The organism is Peptoniphilus rachelemmaiella (assembly GCF_943169845.1).
GTDB classification, from domain to species: Bacteria; Bacillota; Clostridia; order Tissierellales; family Peptoniphilaceae; genus Aedoeadaptatus; species Aedoeadaptatus rachelemmaiella.
On the sequence record NZ_CALPBW010000009.1, the window covers coordinates 17,492 to 37,651 of the forward strand.

Annotated in this window: 15 protein-coding genes; 1 reads left to right on the forward strand and 14 read right to left on the reverse strand. The window is 50.6% G+C overall.

Annotated features, from left to right (window positions below; genetic code table 11):
• Positions 1–19: 19 nt before the first annotated feature.
• A complete protein-coding gene (locus tag KO087_RS05040) occupies positions 20–3,460 on the forward strand; it encodes a pyruvate carboxylase (protein ID WP_215508214.1) in 3,441 nt (1,146 codons plus the stop codon).
• An 85-nt stretch (positions 3,461–3,545) separates the two neighbouring features.
• Here the strand turns inward: KO087_RS05040 and KO087_RS05045 are convergent, their stop codons facing one another.
• The 14 genes from KO087_RS05045 to KO087_RS05110 all read right to left on the reverse strand — a co-directional run bounded on the left by KO087_RS05045 (position 3,546) and on the right by KO087_RS05110 (position 20,153).
• Complete coding sequence (locus KO087_RS05045; RefSeq protein ID WP_251374921.1) at positions 3,546–4,949, reverse strand: sensor histidine kinase; 1,404 nt, start codon at positions 4,947–4,949, stop codon at positions 3,546–3,548.
• Between the two features lie 14 nt (positions 4,950–4,963).
• A complete protein-coding gene (locus tag KO087_RS05050) occupies positions 4,964–5,641 on the reverse strand; it encodes a response regulator transcription factor (protein ID WP_215508215.1) in 678 nt (225 codons plus the stop codon).
• A 41-nt stretch (positions 5,642–5,682) separates the two neighbouring features.
• On the reverse strand, positions 5,683–7,404 hold the full coding sequence (locus tag KO087_RS05055) for a sensor histidine kinase (RefSeq protein ID WP_215508216.1): 1,722 nt from the start codon (positions 7,402–7,404) through the stop codon (positions 5,683–5,685).
• Positions 7,401–8,078 (reverse strand): response regulator transcription factor, encoded by a 678-nt coding sequence (locus tag KO087_RS05060; protein WP_215508217.1) that lies wholly within the window; start codon positions 8,076–8,078, stop codon positions 7,401–7,403. The genes KO087_RS05055 and KO087_RS05060 overlap by 4 nt, the downstream gene beginning before the upstream one ends.
• A gap of 1 nt (position 8,079) precedes the next feature.
• Complete coding sequence (gene phoU / locus KO087_RS05065; RefSeq protein ID WP_215508218.1) at positions 8,080–8,751, reverse strand: phosphate signaling complex protein PhoU; 672 nt, start codon at positions 8,749–8,751, stop codon at positions 8,080–8,082.
• A 12-nt stretch (positions 8,752–8,763) separates the two neighbouring features.
• Positions 8,764–9,522, reverse strand: a complete 759-nt coding sequence (gene pstB, locus KO087_RS05070; protein WP_215508219.1) for a phosphate ABC transporter ATP-binding protein PstB — start codon at positions 9,520–9,522, stop codon at positions 8,764–8,766.
• Positions 9,523–10,341 carry a phosphate ABC transporter permease PstA gene (pstA, locus tag KO087_RS05075; RefSeq protein WP_215508220.1) on the reverse strand — a complete coding sequence of 273 codons (819 nt, stop codon included), beginning with the start codon at positions 10,339–10,341 and terminating at the stop codon, positions 9,523–9,525. It lies immediately after the preceding gene.
• Positions 10,341–11,198, reverse strand: a complete 858-nt coding sequence (gene pstC / locus KO087_RS05080) for a phosphate ABC transporter permease subunit PstC (protein ID WP_215508221.1) — start codon at positions 11,196–11,198, stop codon at positions 10,341–10,343. The genes pstA and pstC overlap by 1 nt, the downstream gene beginning before the upstream one ends.
• Positions 11,199–11,312: 114 nt before the next feature.
• Complete coding sequence (locus KO087_RS05085) at positions 11,313–12,266, reverse strand: substrate-binding domain-containing protein (protein WP_215508222.1); 954 nt, start codon at positions 12,264–12,266, stop codon at positions 11,313–11,315.
• 111 nt (positions 12,267–12,377) lie between these two features.
• Positions 12,378–12,836, reverse strand: coding sequence for a glutathione peroxidase (locus KO087_RS05090; protein ID WP_215508223.1), 459 nt, complete (start codon positions 12,834–12,836; stop codon positions 12,378–12,380).
• 179 nt (positions 12,837–13,015) lie between these two features.
• Positions 13,016–16,540 carry a pyruvate:ferredoxin (flavodoxin) oxidoreductase gene (nifJ, locus tag KO087_RS05095; RefSeq protein ID WP_215508224.1) on the reverse strand — a complete coding sequence of 1,175 codons (3,525 nt, stop codon included), beginning with the start codon at positions 16,538–16,540 and terminating at the stop codon, positions 13,016–13,018.
• Positions 16,541–16,695: 155 nt separating this feature from the next.
• Positions 16,696–17,640 carry an HPr(Ser) kinase/phosphatase gene (gene hprK / locus KO087_RS05100; protein WP_215508225.1) on the reverse strand — a complete coding sequence of 315 codons (945 nt, stop codon included), beginning with the start codon at positions 17,638–17,640 and terminating at the stop codon, positions 16,696–16,698.
• The gene (uvrC, locus tag KO087_RS05105; protein WP_215508226.1) at positions 17,630–19,495 is read right to left on the reverse strand and encodes an excinuclease ABC subunit UvrC; all 1,866 of its coding nucleotides are present in this window, start codon (positions 19,493–19,495) and stop codon (positions 17,630–17,632) included. The genes hprK and uvrC overlap by 11 nt, the downstream gene beginning before the upstream one ends.
• A 46-nt stretch (positions 19,496–19,541) precedes the next feature.
• Positions 19,542–20,153, reverse strand: a complete 612-nt coding sequence (locus KO087_RS05110) for a ComEA family DNA-binding protein (RefSeq protein WP_215508227.1) — start codon at positions 20,151–20,153, stop codon at positions 19,542–19,544.
• Positions 20,154–20,160: the final 7 nt, after the last annotated feature.

Below are 20,160 nucleotides of genomic sequence, written 5' to 3' on the forward strand. Positions count from 1 at the left end.
AATTACCAAGGAGGTCATTATGGAGAAAAGAAAGTTTAAGCGCATTCTCGTCGCCAACCGCGGCGAAATCGCCATCCGTATTTTCCGAGCTTGTCGTGAACTCGGCATACGATCCGTTGCTATATATTCGAAAGAAGACAGCCTTTCCCTGTTCCGAACAAAGGCCGACGAATCCTATGAAATCGGCAAAGGGAAAAATCCCGTCGACGCCTATTTGGACATCGACGAGATCATTCATCTCGCCAAGAACAAAGGCGTCGACGCCATTCACCCGGGCTACGGCTTTTTAGCTGAAAACCCCGATTTCGCTCAAAAGTGCGAAGAAGCGGGCATCGCCTTTATCGGCCCGAGAGCGGAAACCATGCGCCAATTAGGGGATAAAATTTCCTCGAAGATCATCGCCAGAGAAGCCGGCGTTCAAACCATTCCCGGCGTCGACGATGCCATTCACTCCGACGCAGAGGCTCTGGAATTTGCCGAAGAAGCGGGCTATCCCGTCATGATTAAGGCGGCAGCCGGCGGCGGCGGACGCGGCATGCGCGTGGTCAACAGCAAAGAAGAGCTTTTGGATCAATTCCACTCCGCCAAGAGCGAAGCGAAAAAAGCCTTCGGCAACGACTCCATGTTTATTGAAAAATATTTGGACCGCCCGAAGCACATCGAAGTCCAAGTATTAGGCGATGTCTACGGCAATGTGGTACACCTCTTTGAACGGGACTGCTCCATTCAACGACGCCACCAAAAGGTCATCGAGTTTACGCCGGCCTTCTCCATTTCCGACAAACTGCGCCAAGACATTTGTAACGACGCATTGAAGATCACAAAAAATCTTGGCTACCGCTCCGCCGGTACCGTGGAATTTCTCGTCGACAGCGCCGGCAACCACTACTTCATCGAGGTCAACCCCCGTATTCAAGTAGAACACACGGTTACCGAAATGGTTACAGGCATCGACATCATTCAAGCCCAAATCCAAATCGCCCAAGGCTACGCCCTTTCCGATGCGCCCATCGACATTCCGTCTCAAGAAAGCATCGAACGCCGCGGCTTCTCGATTCAATGCCGCGTCACCACCGAAGACCCGCTGAACAATTTTGCACCGGACACGGGACAAATCACCTTGTACCGCTCCTCCTCCGGCTTCGGCGTGCGTCTTGACGGCGGCAACGGCTTCCAAGGTGCCGTCATCAGCCCCTACTACGATTCCCTCCTGGTCAAGGTCATTACCCAAGGCCGCACCTGGGAAGACACGGTAAACAAATCCATTCGCTCCCTTCGTGAATTAAAAGTCGGCGGCGTCAAAACCAATATCGGCTTTTTGCTCAATGTATTGAACACGAAGGAATTCAGAGAAGGCACCTGCGACACGGGCTTTATCGCCGAACATCCGGAGCTCTTCGACATTAACACGTCTACGGACAAAGAACTCCGCGTTATGGAACACATCGGAAACATCGTGGTCAACGATAATTCCGACGCGAAAAAATCTTTCGACGTGCCGGTGGTTCCCCCGTTTAAAGAAGAAAGCTACAAAGGCTCCAAACAAATCTTCGACGAACTTGGCGCCAAGAAGCTTTCCCAATGGATTTTGGATCAAGACCGCCTGCTCTTAACGGACACCACCATGCGGGATGCACACCAATCCTTAATGGCCACCCGCATGCGCACCATCGACCTTTTGAAGGTCGCCAAGTCCATGAACTACAACATTCGCGAAATCTTCAGTATGGAAATGTGGGGCGGGGCCACCTTCGACGTCGCCTATCGCTTCCTCCACGAAGATCCCTGGGAACGGTTGGATCTCTTGCGCGAAGCCATGCCCAACCTTCTCATGCAAATGTTGGTTCGCGGCAACAACACCGTCGGCTACAAAAACTACCCCGACAATGTGGTCAAAAAATTCATTAAAGAATCGGCGGAAGGCGGCATCGACCTGTTCCGCATCTTCGACTCCCTGAACTGGATCGAAGGCATGCGCCTGGCCATCGAAGAAACCATTGCCAACGGCAAAATCGCCGAAGGCACCATGTGCTACACCGGCGACATCTTAGACGAAAGCCGCGACAAGTACACCTTGGAATACTATGTCAAGCTGGCAAAACAATTAGAAGATGTGGGCTGCCACATTATCGGCATCAAGGACATGAGCGGCCTCTTAAAACCCTACGCCGCCAGCAAATTAGTCCGCGCACTGAAAAATGAAATCTCCATCCCCATCCATCTCCACACCCACGACACCACCGGCAACGGCGTCGCCACCGTCTTAATGGCGGCAGAAGCCGGCGTAGACATTGCCGATACGGCCATTAACTCCATGAGCGGACTGACCTCGCAACCGGCCTTAAACTCCGTCGTGGCGGCGCTGGAAAACACCTCCAGAAGCACAGGCATCGACCTGGATGCCATTGACCGCATCTCCGCCTACTGGGCTGCCGTTCGCCCCGTTTACGAACAATTCGAATCGGATCTTAAGAGCGGTACCACGGAAATTTACAAATACGAAATTCCCGGCGGCCAATACTCCAACTTGAAACCCCAAGTCGAAAGCTTCGGCCTGGGCCACAAGTTCAAGGAAGTAAAGGAAATGTACAAAGACGTCAACCAAATGGTCGGCGACATCATTAAGGTTACCCCTTCCTCGAAAATGGTCGGCGATATGTCGATTTTCATGGTTCAAAACGATTTGACCCCTGAAAATATTTACGAAAAAGGCGCCAATCTGGACTACCCCGATTCCGTCGTCACCTACTTTAAAGGCATGATGGGCCAACCCTACGGCGGCTTCCCGGAAAAACTGCAAAAGATCGTCTTAAAAGACGAAAAACCCATTACCGTTCGCCCGGGCAAACTTCTGGATCCGGAAGACTACGAAGCGGACAGAGCCCACTTAAAAGACATTATGGATCGCGAACCTACAGAGCGCGACATTACCAGCTACGCCCTCTACCCCAAGGTATTTGACGAATACGCCAAGAATTTCAGCAAATACGATCAACTCTGGCGCATGGGCTCGGACATTTTCTTCCACGGCTTACAAGAAGGCGAAACCGCCGAAGTGGCCGTCGGCGAAGGCAAGAAAATGATCGTCACCTTAGTCGAAGTGGGCCGTTTGAAAGAAGACGGCACCCGCAACGTGACCTTCGACATTAACGGCTCCAGACGCAGCATCGACATTACGGACAACACCCGCCCCATGCCCACCACCGGCGGCAGCGGCACCTTAATGGCCGATGAAAACAATCCGCTGGAAGTCGGCGCTTCCATCCCCGGCACCGTGGCGAAAATCAACGTGGCCGTCGGCGACGAAGTAAAAGAATCCCAACCCCTCTTGGTTCTTGAAGCCATGAAAATGGAAACCAACATTATCTCCCCCATGGACGGCATTGTGGAACACATCTCCGTCAAAGAAGGCGACAGCGTGGAAAGCGGCCAATTGGTTTTGGAATTAAAAGAAAAATAACATCGGATAGAAGAAATGCAACAAGCCCCCGTAAAACCGGGGGCTTTTCATATGAAAAAGCAGCGACGATTCAGCCGCTGCTTTTTTATACTTCTTCGTTTCTCTTCGGGCACTTAAAGTAGAAGGTGCTGCCTTCGCCAAGTTTCGACTTCACGCCGTAGGAAAAGCCGTGTAACTCTAAAATGTTTTTACAGATAAACAGACCCAGGCCCGTGCCCACCACTTGCCGCTCGTGATTGTCGCGGCCGCGGTAGAATCTTTCCCAAATCTTGTCCCGATCCCCATCGGCCATGCCTCGTCCGTAGTCGCGGACGCAGTAGGTGATTTTATCTTTCTGCTCGATAATGTAAATATCGATCTGTTTTTTGTCCGTGGAGTAGTTCACGGCATTGGTGATGAAATTATAAATAACCTGGCGAATTTTATTTTCGTCGCATACCGCCCGCCCCTCGCCGTGAATGGCGAAGGTGTAGCCGGTGCGCTCCAGATTTTTAAAGCGGCAAAGCACATCTTCCGTGAGCGCCTTTAGATCCACCGCATCTAAATTCAACTGCCCCAGCCCCGATTCCACGCGGGATAGATCCAACAGGTCGTTGACGAAGTGGGTGAGGTAATCCGCTTCTTCGATAATGGTCTGCACGTGTTTGTCCCGCAAGGTTTTGTTGTCGCCGGAAATATCCCGAATCATTTCGCCGTAGGATTTAATGACCGTCAGGGGCGTTTTAAAATCGTGGCTCACATTGGCGATGAGGTCTTTTCGCATTTCCAGGGCGTCGGTTAATTCGCCGGTGGCGTAGTTTAAGGTGCGGGCCAAATCGTTGATCTCCGTGTAGTCCTGCTCCTTAAATTGTACATCGTAATTGCCCTGGCCTAGGGCTCTCGCCGTTTTCGCCATGTCCGACAAGGGGCGGGCCAGGCGGGAGCTTAGGTACAGCGACAGAATAAATGCCAGTATGAGGGAAATAATGCTTACGATGATAAGCTGATCTTTCAGTATTTCCACCGTGGAATCCACGGGATCCACATTGGTGGACACGGCGAGGAAATACTTCTGCCCCGCCTCTTCCCCTAAGTACGACACATATAAAATCGTGGAGGCATTTTCGTTTTTGTAATCCGCCACATAGGTTTCCTCTGTCTTATTGTCTTTTAACAGAGGCTGAAAATAAGTAAAAAAGTCGTCGCCGCTAATGGCGGGTTGGTAAATGTAATCCAGTGGATTCAAGGGAAAGACCAATCCGCCCCGCTCGTTGTAGACCTGAAGGCTCAGATTTTTCTCGAAGCTGTAGCGCAGGAGCGTATCTTCGAAATCGTCTTTGCCGAACAGGCGGGTCACGGCGCGGCCGACTTTTTCCGTGTCGCGAATTTTCATGGATTTGTAAAAGGAGTTGATGAACACGATTTGCAAAAGCCATAAAAGAAGCAAGATAAATAAGGCCATGACGGAAAAGTACAGCCAAAATTTCACGCGTATGCTCTTTTGATCCACGATACTCTCCCGGGTCACGATTGATCCTCGCCGACAAATTTATAGCCCACGCCGCGCACGGTGACGATGTAGTGGCGGTAAGGCTCGATGCTGTTTCTCAGCATTTTAATGTGGGTATCCACGGTGCGGTCGTCGCCGTAAAAATCGTAGCCCCATACTTTATTGAGGAGCTTTTCACGACTCAAGGCGATGTTTTCGTTTTCGGCAATAAAGACCAACAGATCGAATTCCTTCGGCGTCATATCCACCGGCTTGCCGTCTACATAGACTTCCCTGCCGTCGAGATCCACGGAAAGCCCCTTAAATTCCAGCACGTGATTTTCCTTGACGCTGCTGTTTCGCTTGGCGATAACCGAGAGGCGGGCCATGAGCTCTTTCGGCGAAAAGGGCTTCACCACGTAATCGTCGATGCCGATTTCAAAGCCGTAAAGCTTATCGTACTCTTCTCCTCGGGCACTGAGCATTAAAACCGGAATGTCTTTGTCTTTTTTTATTTCTTTATAGGCGCTGAAACCGTCTAATCGGGGCATCATCACGTCCATGACGATGACGTCGAAATCTTCGCGCTTGCAAATTTCCACAGCCTCCATGCCGTCGACGGCTTCCGCTACTTCGTAGCCTTCAAATTCCGCGTAGGTTCGAATCACTTCCCGAATCTTTGCTTCGTCGTCTACGATTAATAGTTTATACATAGGCACCTCTTTCCGATACCTATTATACTATAGATCCACCTTTATGACTTTGCGGAATAGATGCCCTTTTTCGGAAAGCTGAGGCGGAAGGTGCTGCCGTGATGAAGCTGGCTCTTCACCTCGATGGTGCCCTTTAGGCTGTCCACATTGTGCTTGACAATGGCGAGACCCAGCCCCGTGGATTTTTCGTTGTAGCTGCGGGATTTATCCGCCATGTAAAAGCGCTCGAAGATGCGCCGTTGATCGTCGTAGGAGATGCCGATGCCCGTGTCCTGTATGGTGACGACGAAAGTCGATGCATCGTCTCCGTCTAAGACGATGCGCACATTGCCGCCTTTTACATTGTAGGCGATGGCGTTGTCCACCAAATTGCTTATAAGCTCCCGCATAAGGTCCGGATGGGTGTAGAGGCGATTGTCCCGATCCGGTTGAAAGCCCAAATGGATCGCCTTCTGAGCAGCATCGGGCGCGTAGGATTTCAACACATCCGTCAACAAGGCCTCCATGTCCACGACGCGGTATTCTTCCGGCCGATTCTTCTCTTCCAATCGGCTCATGCTGATCACGGCGTCGATAAGTTCAAAAAGCTTTTTCGATTCGTCGAGAATAATATCCAGAAACTTCTCCTGATCCTCCTCCGCCACCATGCCCGAACGCAAAAGCTCCGCGTAGCCGGAGATGGAGGTGAGGGGCGTTTTTAACTCGTGGGTCACATTGGATGTAAATTCCCGGCGGCTGCGCTCGGCCAAACTCTGTTGGGTTTCATCGATCATTAGAATCAGCATGCCGTAAAAGGCTCCGGCGTCGTTAAATATGGGATCGAAGAAAAACTTAATGACCACGCCGTCCATGGCGATTTTCTGTACATCGTCTTTTTGATTGTCGAAGGCGCGGGAAAAGGCGTCGTAAAAATCCCGTTCCCGACACAAGTAAAGGAGGTCCTTGCCCTGAAAATGAATGTAGAGGGAAGCGTTTAAGAGCTTCACCGCCGCCTCGTTTATGGAGACGATCTTTCGATCTTCGCCGACGAGGATCACTCCCTCGGTCATGTTCTCCACCATGTCGTTTAAGCCCGTGAGCCTTGAGGTTAAGCTTTCCAGTTGATGGCGCTGGCGCAAGGCTTCTTTTTTCAGGGCCTCTTCGTAGGTTTTGTGGAGGGGGCTCAGCGCCATCTTGTATTCCGGATCCCGAATGTAGCGGCGAAAGTTTTGTATGAGAAAAACCCCTTCCTCTTCTTCCCGCTCCATCCAATAGATCAAAAGCAAATAAAGAGCCATACCTCCTGCCGCCGCGGCGATGACTGCGTAGGGCAGGTAGTGGAAGGTGGAGGCCATCATGCTGTCGTGGGCCATGACCTCGATCAACATGCTACCGCCTTCAAATACCGTGGTGCGAATGTATTGGGTTTCGAGAAAGCCTTTCGAATACACCGCCCAGCCGGCGCTCTCCTGCTCCTTGAGGGAGCTTTGTTTCGCATAGTCGACCAAGGCATCGGTGCGCTCGGAAAGGCTGTTGGTATAAAGCACCTTTCCTTCGCCGCTTAGGTAGACGATGCCGTCGTCTTTGTCGACGCTTCGGTTTTTTAAAAGGCGGAGGCGTTCGGATTCATCTGCCGTATGTATCAGGCGATTTGCCAATAGGTCGAGGCGATTGACATTAGAACGAATCCCTCGATTATGGTAGTCGAGGGATGCGGCTATTTGAAATATAAAGGCGATCATAAACGCCATGAAAAAACTGAATCGACGTATCTTTTTGTTCATTCCTTATATCCTACTTTGTAACCGATGTTTCGAACGGTTTCAATCAGCGAGGCCTTCTCCTTCAACTTGTGACGCAAAGAAGCGATGTGCACATCCACGGTGCGGGACTCCCCTTCGAAATCGTAGCCCCATACTCGGGCCATAATACTCTCCCGATTTAAGACGATATCTTTGTTCCTGAAAAGGTAGTAAAGAAGCTCAAATTCCTTGTAGGTCAGGTTAATGGGCTCGCCGTCTACAAGCACCGTGCGCTTCTTCTTGTCGATGACAACGCCGTCGATGGCGATGGACCCGTCGTCCTCTTCCTTCGGGGTGGTGCGGCGCAAAACGGCCTTCACCCGCGCCACCAATTCCAGCACGCTGAAGGGCTTGACGATGTAATCATCCGCCCCCTTGTCCAGACCCACGATTTTGTCCAGCTCCGAAGACTTCGCCGTCAGCATAATGACGGGGATCTTTTCCGTGGCGGGATTTCGGCGGATCTTGCTCAATAGTGAGAGCCCGTCTTCTCCGGGAAGCATAATGTCCAGAAGCACGAGAGACGGCACTTTTTCGCCCATGGCTTCAAAGAGTTCCTCGCCGGAAGCGAATCCCTGCACATCGAAATCGCTGTTTTTCAGGGCATAGACGATTAAATCGCGAATGTTGCCCTCGTCTTCCACACAATAAATCATATTACACCCCGAAAGTTTCTACGCCTAGGTAATCTTTGTGGTGACCGGTCAGGGAGAATATGACCCACTCGCCGATGTTTTGCGCGTGATCCCCGACCCGCTCCAGGTACTTAGCGATTTGCAAAAGGTCCACCAATTCCTCGGGATCTTCTTTTCCACTTTGCAAATTGCCGATGAGTTTTTTCCGCACTTGCACAAAGAGATCGTCTACCACGTCGTCGTGATTGATGCACTGGGTGGCCAAGTCTTCGTCTTTTGTGATGAAGGCGTCTACCGCCATTTTAATCATGGCCGTGGATTCTTCAAACATACGAGTGATTAAATCCGTGGTTACGGAAAGGGGCTTATCGTCCATGGTAAGAGAAATTTCGCAGATGTCCTGAGCGTGATCGCCGATGCGTTCCAAGTCCGTAATAATCTTTAAAGCCGCGGAGATAAAGCGTAAATCCCCGGCCACAGGCTGTTGCTTCAAAAGTAGCATGAGGCACATATCCTCGATCTGCCGCTCCATGCGATCCACGTCACGGTCGTTTTCGGATACGGCATCGGCAAGCTTTTTGTCTCGCTCTTTTAATGCCTTCATGGCATCGGCCACGGCTTGTTCCACCGCAGCAGCCATTTTTATCAACTGGGTATTTAATTCGTTTAATTCCAAATCGTATTGTTTTCTCATGCCATCCCCCTATTAACCGAAACGACCGGTAATGTAATCTTCCGTGCGCGTATCTTGCGGATTAGAAAACATTCTTTCCGTCGTATCCATTTCAATGACTTCTCCCGTAAGGAAAAATGCCGTCTTGTCCGATACCCGCGCCGCCTGTTGCATATTGTGCGTGACCATAACAATAGTATAATCCTTTTTCAAATCCTGTACCAGTTCCTCAATTTTTAATGTGGAAATCGGGTCCAGCGCCGAGGTGGGCTCATCCATTAAAAGCACTTCCGGTTCCACGGCCAAGGCTCGGGCGATGCAAATCCGCTGTTGCTGTCCACCGGATACCTCCGTGGCCCGTTGGTGGAGCTTGTCTTTCACTTCATCCCAAATGGCGGCGCCCTTTAAGGATCGCTCCACAATTTCGTTCAAATCGTTTTTATTTTTTATGCCGTGGGTCCTGGGACCATAGGCGATGTTGTCGTAAATGCTCATGGGAAAGGGGTTGGGGCTTTGAAATACCATGCCCACCCGCTTCCTCAGAAGGTTCACATCGTAGCCGGGCGCGTAAATATCTTCCCCGTCTAAGAGCATATGGCCTTCGATGCGGCAATCTTCCACCAAATCGTTCATGCGGTTAAGGCTCTTTAACATGGTGGATTTCCCGCAACCCGACGGGCCGATAAACGCCGTGATTTCATTACTCTTTATATCCAAATTGATCTTTTTTAACGCTTGAAAGTCGCCATACCACAAATCCACGTCGCTGACGAATAGTTTTGTCTCACTCATTTAATTGCCTCCTGCTAATTTCGATCCGATAAAGGAACTGAACGCGTTAATTAATAGGGTTAATACGATTAGAATAAAGCCCGTGGCAAATGCCTGATCCACAAACAGCCCTTCCGTGGAAAGGACGTACATGTGAAGGGACAAGGTGCGGCCCGAGGATAAAAGGCTTTTGGGCATGTCGGTGGTCGTCCCTAAGGTAAACATGAGGGCCGCCGTCTCGCCGACGCAGCGGCCGATGGCCAAAATGACGCCGGACAAAATCCCCGGCACGGCCACGGGAAGGACGACGCGAATAATGGTGCGAAGTTTTCCCGCCCCTAAGGCGAGGGAGCCGCTACGTAAACTGTCGTTGACGGCCATTAAGGCTTCTTCCGTGGAGCGGATGATTAAGGGCAGGATCATAATGGACAGAGTAAAGACCCCGGAAAGAATGGAATAACCCAGCTTCAAAGCGATGGAGAAAAACAACATACCGAAGAGTCCGTAGAGAATGGAGGGAATTCCGGAGAGGGTTTCCGTGGTGAGGCGAATCACTTCCACGATGCGGCTGCCTTTTTTTGCATATTCCACCAAATAAAAGCCGGTGAAGACGCCGAGCGGCGTGGCAATTAAAAGAGAGAGTGCCACGACGATGAGGGTGGTAATAATGGCGGGAAACATGGACACGTTCTCCGTGGTGTAGGTTTTTTCAAACATGGCTCCGTTTAAATGGGGTGCCCCTTTGAATACGATATAGCCGACGAGAATCATTAAGACGGCGAAGGTCGTAAAGGCCGCCGCGAGGATAAGGCCGCGAACAATGGCCGAGCGCGTTTTCATCAGTCCATCCTCCTTTTTACAACATTAAAGACAAGATTAATCAGCAAGATAAATATGAAGAGCACCACGCCGGTTGCGATTAAGGCTTCTCGGTGGGCGCCGCTCGCGTAGGCCATTTCCAAGACGATGTTGGCCGTCATGGTCCGGGTGCCCATTTTTATGCTCTCGGGCACGATGGGCTGATTGCCTGCAATCATAATGACCGCCATGGTTTCGCCGATGGAGCGGCCGATGCCGAGAATGATCGCCGCCAAAATCCCCGACTTCGCCGCCGGCACCACCACCCGCATCAAGCTGCGTTCGTGGGTCGCCCCGAGGGCGATGGAGCCTTGATAGTAGGATGTGGGCACGGAACGCAGAGACGACTCAGAGAGGCCGATGATCGTGGGAAGAATCATGATCCCCAAAAGCACCGACGCCGTAAAGACCGTCATCCCCGTGCCGCCCCACCAACCGCGCACCATGGGCACGAAGACCATGAGGCCGAAGAAACCGTAGATAATCGAAGGGATCCCTGCCATGAGGTTCACAGCGGGCTTCAAAATTTTGTAAAGCCGACTCGGGCAATAAAATGCCATGAACACGGCAGTTAAGACCCCGATGGGCACGCCGACGATAATCGATCCGATGGTGACGTAAACAGAGCCTACGATCATGGGCAGAATTCCGAAAGACGGCGGCGAGGCCGTGGGCTTCCAATCCGTTCCCATTAAAAACTTCGCAATCCCCGTCTGTAAAATAAAGGGCAGGCCGTTTTTAAAAATAAAGTAACAAATAACAATAATCGAGAAAACCGAGATGAGGGAGCAAAGCAGAAATATATACTCCCACGTCTTTTCAAAACCTTTTGAATGCATTCTCCTCCTCCTTTTCACGGCTACTTTATCAAGGTATTCTTAGGAAAAGATATGGCTTATGTAAAATCCATGTAAACAAAAAACAGGCGTCCGAAGACACCTGCTTTGATTTGTTTATTTTGCCAGATCGCCCCATGCGGTCATGTCGCCTTTAAAGATGCTTTTGATTTGTTCCAAGGTAATGTCTTTCGCCGGATTGTCTTTGTTGACGATGACGGCGATGCCGTCTTGTGCCAAGACCGTTCCTTGAACTTTGCCTTTTTCTTCATCTTTGAGTTCGCGGGAGCTCATGCCGATTTGTGCCGTTCCTTCGGCGGCTGCGGTGATCCCTGCAGACGAACCGTTGGATTGAATTTGAATATTGGCGCCGCTGTTCACTTTCTTGTAGGCTTCAACTAATTTTTCCATTAAGGGGGTGACGGAGGTGGAGCCTGCCACGGTGATTTCGCCGCTGACATTGCCGGGGGTGTAATCGCCCGCTTGTTCGTTCTTTACATAGCCTGCTTCTTCGGCAATGGCTTGGCCGTCTTTCGACAGAGCAAACTTGATAAAGTCGGCTTCTAAGGAGCCTTCCTTCGGTTCGCCTTTGGTGACCAAGAGGAAAGGACGAGCCAATTTGTAGTCGCCGCTTAAAATATTGGCCGGCGTCGCTTCCACGCCTTCCAAAGTGAGGGCCTTGACCGTGTCGTTTAAAGAGCCAAGGGAAATGTAGCCGATGGCCGAGGGGTTGCCTGCTACGGTGGTCATAACGCCGTTGGTGGAGTTTTGTACCGTCGCCGATGCCGTGGTGTTGTCCACTTCTTGTTCGCCGTTCTTTTCCAAAAGACCGGTAATTTCAGTAAAGGCGCCGCGGGTACCGGAGCCGTCTTCCCGGGTGATGACGGCGATTTGACCCAGCTTATCCAAGTCGCCGCTTTCCGCGCCCTTGGACGCGTTGGCGGTGTTTTTAGAATTATTTGTCGCCTGATCGTTGCCGCCCTTACCATTGTTGCCGGAGCCTGCGCATGCGACAAGACTCAGTGCCAAGAGGGAGGCCCCGATGGCCAGTTTTACATTTTTAAATTTCATCCTTTGATTCCTCCTATAAAAATCTTCATCAACTAAATGCATTGTATCGGCCACCTATTAAACCGATATGATTTCAATGTAAAGAGGATGTAAATCTTTTCGGAGCAGGATTTACAATAGCTCGTCGATATCGTGGATCATGTCTCGCGGTTCCCGATCCGATGGGAAATGGCTACGCAAGTGGCCGTCGCGATCGATGAGAAATTTCTCAAAATTCCAATGAATGGGATCGTCGCCTTCGTTTAAGGCGACAAACAGCGGATGGGCCTCCTCTCCTATGACCTTGACCTTTGAAAACATGGGAAAGGTGACGCCGAATTGAGATTGTACAAATTCCTCGATTGCCGCCTCATCTTCCGGCTCCTGGCCCCCGAATTGATTGCAGGGAAAGCCCAAGACGACAAAGCCGTCGTCATTGTAGCGCTCGTAAATGCGCTGAAGCCCTTCATACTGATGGGTGCATCCACAAAGACTGGCCGTGTTTACCACAAGCACCACTTTGCCCTCGTAGTCGCTGAAATCGACGGTGTGTCCGTGAATGTCTTTGGCGGAAAATTCGTAAAAATTCATCTAATCCCTCCCTTTCCATTAGTATACGATAAAATAATATCTTTCTCAATTAAAACGGCAAACATTTTCCGGATAAGCGTCTCCATTGAAACGCCCATGGCGAAACATAGCGGAAACGCGATTTCGCCCATCAAAAAAGGACCAAGTCAATGACCTGGTCCTTTGTTTGTTTTAAGAAATTAGCCGTTTAAACGTTCGTAGTTTTCGAAGCGTTCTTTGGCGTTTCTTTCTGCTGCTTCGTAAAGTGCTTCTGCACGTTCGGGGAACAGCTTCTTCAAGGACGTGTAACGAACTTCGCCTTCGAGGAATTCTCTGTAGGGTTTCGTCGGAGCCTTGGAGTCTAAGCTGAAGGGGTTCTTGCCTTCATCTTTGAGGGTCGGGTTGTATCTGTACAGGTGCCAGTAACCGGTATCCACTGCTTTCTTTTCTTCAGCGATGGAAACGCCCATACCTTGGCGAATGCCGTGGTTGATACAGGGAGCGTAAGCGATTACTAAGGAAGGTCCGTTGTAAGCTTCAGCTTCTTTAATGGCCTTGAGGGCTTGGTTCTTGTCGGCGCCGATGGCGATTTGTGCGACGTAAACGTAGCCGTAGCTGGTCATCATGAGACCTAAGTCTTTCTTGCGAACTTCCTTACCGTTGGATGCGAATTTTGCAACTGCAGCCGTCGGGGTAGCCTTGGACGATTGACCACCGGTGTTGGAGTAAACTTCGGTATCGACAACCATGACGTTGATGTTTTCGCCGCTGGCCAATACGTGGTCTAATCCGCCGTAGCCGATGTCGTATGCCCAACCGTCACCGCCGAAGATCCATTGCGACGGTTTGATTAAGACGCGTTTCATGCTGTTGATGGAAGCCAAGAGCTTGTCAGCTTCAGCATTGCCGGTCTTCTTGTCGAGCAAGGGAAGAATCTTGGCCGTAGCAGCCTTGGTAACTTCGTAGCTGTCGGAGTCTTCCAACCAAGCGTCGAATGCTTTGGCGATTTCTTCGTCAGCACCTAATTCCTTGAATTCTTCCATGTGTTTCTTAATGGTTGCTCTTTGTTGATCAACTGCAACCTTCATGCCGTAGCCGTATTCTGCGTTATCTTCGAACAAGGAGTTAGCCCAAGAGGGACCTTGGCCCTTGTCGTTGGTGCAGTAAGGCATACTCGGTGCGGAACCGCCCCAGATCGAGCTACAACCCGTTGCGTTTGCAATCATCATGTGATCACCGAAGAGTTGCGTAACTAATTTGATGTAGGGGGTTTCACCACAGCCTGCACAAGCGCCGGAGAATTCCAGGTGAGGCATGTGGAATTGCGAGTTCTTAACATTGTCTGCAGGAATTTGATCTTGCTTGGAAGATACGGTTTCTGCAAACTTCCAGTTGTCAGCTTGTTTTTCGAATTCGTTTTCGAAAGGTACCATGACAAGTGCTTTTTCCTTTGCGGGGCAAACTTGTGCACAGTTACCGCAACCGGTACAGTCGAGGGGAGAAACTTGAATGCGGTATTCAAAGCCTTCCAAGCCTTTACCGTTGGGTTTCTTCGTTTCGAAGGATGCCGGTTTCTTCGCTGCTTCTTCTTCGTCTAACAAGAATGGACGAATAACAGCGTGGGGGCAAACGAAGGAACATTGGTTACATTGGATACAGTTTTCAATTTTCCATTCGGGAATGTTAACTGCGATACCACGTTTTTCGTATCTGGAAGTACCGGACATGAAGGTACCGTCTTCCATGCCGACGAATGCGCTGACGGGAAGGTCATTACCTTCTTGGCGAGTCATGGGAACGAGGATGTCGTTAATGAATGCCGGTGCGCCTTCGATTTCGTGGGATTCGGTTTCGCTTAAGTTTGCCCATGCCTTCGGGTAGTCAACCTTGTGAGCAGCGTTCATACCTGCGTCAACTGCAGCGTAGTTCATGTTGACGATGTCTTCGCCCTTGTGACCGTAGTCTTTAACGATGGCTTCTTTTAATTTTTCTGCTGCAACTTCTTCGGGAAGAACTTCGGAAAGTTTGAAGAATGCTGCTTGCATAACCATGTTGGTACGGTTACCTAAGCCGACTTCGCCTGCGATCTTCGTTGCGTTGATGATGTAGAAGTCTACGTCGTTTGCAGCGATGGAACGCTTCAAGCTTGCGGGAAGATTTTCTTCTAATTCAGCTTCATCCCAGGTGGTGTTCAATAAGAAGGTACCGCCTTTTTTGATGCCGCGAAGCAAGTCGTATTGGTGTACGTAGGATTGCTTGGAGCAGGAGATGAAGTTTGCGGAAGTTAACAAGTAGGTAGAAGTAATCTTGTTGTGACCGAAACGCAAGTGAGACATGGTAACGCCGCCGGATTTCTTCGAGTCATAGTCGAAGTAACCTTGTGCATACATGTCGGTGCCGTCGCCGATGATCTTAATGGCGCTCTTGTTTGCACCGACGGTACCGTCGGAACCGAAGCCCCAGAATTTACAACCGATGGTTCCTTCCGGTTCGGTGAGAATTTCTTCATCGATGGAAAGGGACAGGTTGGTAACATCATCGACAATACCGATGGTGAATCCGTTTTTCGGTTCGCTTGCACGCAGGTTCTTGAAGACTGCGAGAATTTGAGACGGGGTGGTGTCCTTGCTGCCTAAGCCGTAGCGGCCGCCGATAATAACGGGACGATCGTCGCGGTCATAGTACATGTCTTTGACGTCGAGCATTAAGGGTTCAGCAGTTGCGCCTTTTTCCTTGGTGCGGTCTAAGACAGCCACTCTCTTGACACTCTTCGGCATGGCGTCGAGGAAGTGTTTCTTGGAGAAGGGACGATAGAGGTGAACTTTCAGTAAACCGACTTTTTCGCCCTTAGCGTTTAAGTAGTCTACAACTTCTTCAATGGTTTCGGTTACAGAACCCATAGCTACGATGACGTCTTCTGCATTTTCGTCGCCATAGTAGTTAAACAGTTCGTAGTTTCTGCCGGTTAATTCGGAGATTTGCTTCATGTAATCTTCGGTGATACCGATGATGTCGGTGTAGAAGTGGTTGGCAGCTTCTACTTCTTGGAAGTAAATGTCCGGGTTTTGTGCAGTACCGCGAACTTCGGGATCTTGGGGAGCCAAAGCGCGTGCTCTAAATGCATTCACTGCGTCCATGTCGACGAGTTTTGCCAAGTCGTCGTATTCGAGGACTTCGATCTTTTGGATTTCGTGGGAAGTACGGAAACCGTCGAAGAAGTGAACGAAGGGAACGCGGCCTTTAATGGCGGCTAAGTGAGCAACACCGGCTAAGTCCATGGCCTCTTGTACGGAACCGGAAGCGAGTAATGCAAAACCGGATGCACGAGCGGCCATAACGTCTTGGTGGTCACCGAAAATGCTCAGTGCGTGGCTAGCTAATGCACGAGCTGCAACGTGGAATACGCCGGGAAGTAATTCCCCTGCGATCTTGTACATGTTCGGGAGCATCAAGAGGAGACCTTGAGATGCGGTGTAGGTCGTGGTCAAAGCACCTGCTTGAAGTGCACCGTGTACGGCACCTGCGGCGCCGGCTTCGGATTGCATTTCCTTTACAGATACTTCGTTGCCGAAAATATTCTTTCTGTGATTACTGGCCCAGGCATCAATATGTTCTGCCATCGGGGATGAGGGCGTGATCGGGTAGATGCACGCTAAGTCAGAGAACGCATAAGCCACGTGCGCGGCGGCTGTGTTCCCGTCCATTGTTTTCATCGTCTTTGCCATTTCAACCTCCTAATATAACAACATTATCCTATGACTCAATTATATCAGTCATTAATTGAATTTCAAGTCGTTGACCGAAGTATTCAATATTTCAATCTGTTAAAAAACGAACATGCTACTGCCACGGATTTTTTTGTCGTTATGGCGCACAATCTTTAATGGTTGAGTTTATTTCTTTCGATGGATTCCAGCACCCGTTGGTTCAATGCCTCCGCCGCGTTGTAGCCCATTAATTTCTGTTTAAAGTTTCTGGTGGCGATTTCAATAATCATGGAGGTGTTCCTGCCGGTGCGCATGGGAATTTCGATCTTGGGCACAGACTTTCCGAGGATGTCGATTTTATCGTCTTCCATGCCCAAGCGGTTGTAGTCGGCAAAGTCGTCCCATTGTGTTAACTCGATGACCAGTTCCACTTCTTTTTCTTCCATAATGCAGCCGATGCCGAAGAGGCGCTCCACGTCGATGATGCCGATGCCGCGAATTTCCATAAAGTGGCGGGTGATGCTCGGCGAGGTGCCGATAAGGCGATTGTCCAACATGCGGATCAGGACGGAATCGTCGGCGATGAGTTTGTGGCCGCTGACGATAAGATCCAAGGCCGTCTCCGATTTACCGATGCCGCTTTCCCCGGTGATTAAGACCCCGACGCCGTAGATGTCGAGTAGGATGCCGTGTTTTCTGATGGAGGGGGCCAATGCCCGTTGCATGTACGTAATGAGTTTGTACAGGGCGACGCTTGTGGAATCGGGGGTGCGCAGGATGGTGCAGTTGTTTTCTTTGGCGTACGTGCGCATTTCCGGGAAGATCTCTTGATTTTTCGTAATGATCAGCACCGTAATCAAGTGTTCAAAAAAGGTCTTCAGCCGCAAGTCCCGCACTTTCGGATCCAGCCCTTTTAAATAGCACCACTCGGCGCCGCCGATGACTTGGATGCGGTCGGCGACAAATTTTGTGTAAAAGCCACAAAGTTGAAGGCCCGGTCGATTGCATTCCGACGAGTAGAGGCGAACGGCGCGGGTGTTGTCCGCCTGTTGGATGACTTCGTAATCGTTGTCTGCGATCAGTTGTTGTACGCTGATACTTCTTTTTTTATTGTTCATCTTTACCTCCGTGAAAGTGATCGACCAATGATTGTGCCGCGGCTTTTGTCATGCCGTCCACCGATGCCAGTGTCTCTACATCGGCACTTTTGATTTTCGACAGGGACTGAAAGGCCTGCATCAGGGCTTGTTTCCGCTTGGGCCCGATGCCGGGGATGCCGTCAAGTTCCGACTGAAAGCTCGACTTGGACCGAAGGCTCCTGTGATAGGTGATGGCGAAGCGGTGAGCCTCTTCCTGAATTTGATAGATAAGGCGGTAGACAGGCGAATTTTTCGCCACGCGAATTTCTTTCTTATTATAATAAATGCCTCGGGTTTTGTGGAAGTCGTCTTTCACCAGGCCGGCTACGGGGATGTTTAGATTTAATTCTTCCAAAACCGTTAATGCCTGGGTTACCTGTCCTTTTCCCCCGTCCATTAAGATAAGATCGGGGAATTTGGCGAAGCCTTTGCTTTCGCCGAGGCCCGCTTGCTCTCTCAGGCCTCGTTTAAAGCGGCGGCTAAGCACTTCTCTTAAGGATGCGTAGTCGTCGGGTCCCTCCACGTCTTTGATGCGGAAGCGGCGGTAGTCGGTTTTCTTCGGCAGACCGTCTTCGAAGACCACCATGGAGCCCACGGATTCCACGCCGGAGATGTTGGAGATGTCGTAGGCTTCGATGCGACGGATGGATTCCCCCATGGCCAAGGCGTCCTGCAATGTTTCCAGCGTGTTTTCCACGGTTTTTTGTTTCGTACGCATTTGATCGGCGTGCTTGTCCAGCATGTCGATGGCGTTTTTTCGCACCATGGTCATGATCTGCTTCTTCTCGCCGATTTTCGGCACGGCAATGTGCACATTGGCGCCCTTTTTCTCCGTAAGCATGGCCTCGACGAGTTCCCGCTCATCGAAGTAGTCGTGGACGTAAAGTTTCCCCGGAATGTAGGCAGTGCCGTGGTAAAACTGGGCGATAAAGGCTTTTAACAGTTGACCCGGGCTGTCGCCGTAGGGATTTTCCATAAAGAAATGCTCCCTGCCCATGTTTTTTCCCCGGCGGAAGAAGAAGATTTGGATGCACGCATCCCGCCCCTGAGCCGCGAGGCCGATGACGTCAAATTCGTCGTCTTTGCCCGCCGCCGTAATGCGCTGCTTTTCCGTTAAAGTATAAAGGGCTTGAAGCTTATCCCGAATGGCCGCTGCCCTTTCAAATTCCAGGGCCTTGCTCGCCGCTTGCATCTCCTCTTCCAATTCGTCGAGAAAAGGCACTTTCTTGCCGTCGAGAAAATCTTCGATGCCTTGAATGTAGCCGGCATACTCTTCGGCGGATATGGCGCCGATGCAGGGGCCGGCGCAGCGGTGGATGTGGTAGTTTAAGCAGGGCCTCACCACGGGATTGGGCTTCGATAAATCCAGTTTGCAGTTTCTCAAAGGGAAGCGCTCGTGGAGAATGTCGATGGCGGAATTTACCGCCAAGACGTCGGGGAAGGGGCCGTAGTATCGACCGCCGTCTTTTACGATGCGCCGCGTCTTCATAAGCCGGGGAAAGGGCTCATTGGTGATTTTTATATAGGGGTACTGCTTGTCGTCTCGAAGTAAGATGTTGTATTTCGGCAAATACTCTTTAATTAAATTGGATTCCAGAATCAAAGACTCCAATTCGCTGGAGACGATGATGTATTCGAAGTCTTCGATGTGGGAGACCATGCTCCGCACTTTCTTGTCTTTTTTTCCGTAGGAGCCGAAGTACTGCCGCACCCGTTTTTTTAAATTTTTCGCCTTGCCCACGTAAATAATTTGATCCAGTTTGTTTTTCATTAAGTAGACGCCGGGATCGTCGGGCAAGGTCTTTAATTTTTCTCTTATGGCCAATTGACTCATGACACGCTCCTCTTGGCTAGTAAAAAACTGACCCCGTCGGTCAGTTTTAAAGTTGGATATTATTTTTTAAGCTTTCGAAGGTTTTATCGCCGATGCCCGGCACTTCCTTTAAATCCTCCAAGGTGGTAAAGGGATGGGCCGTGCGGTATTCGATAATTTTATCGGCGGTCTTTTCACCGACGCCGGGCAAGCGCATCAGGTCATCTTTCGACCCGTTTTGTATGCTCACCGGCCCGGTTTGAGCAGGTGACGGCCCGCCGGCGGAGGCGGCCGGCGCCTGTTCGCCGACTTTGGGAATATAAAGTTTTTCCTCGTCGTTAAGCTTTTTCGCTAAATTAATTTGCGAGGTGTCGGCATTGCCTACGATGCCCCCTGCCGCCGTAATGCCGTCTTTGACGCGGGCGCCTTTTTCCAGCTCGTAGAGCCCGGGATTTTTTACGGCGCCGCCGATGTCCACGTAGATGGCGGAGCCGATGCCTTCCTCTTCCGCAGGTTGTGTCTCTTTAAAATCGCTCTTCGCCACGTCCCCGTTTTCGATTACGAAGGAAGGTTCCTCGGCCCCCGCCGCCTTCAAACGATAATGGTAGTAGGACACGGTGAGAACCAAGAGGCACAGGGATGCGAAGGCCAGAATCTTTTCCCGATCGGTAAGCTTCATACAACCT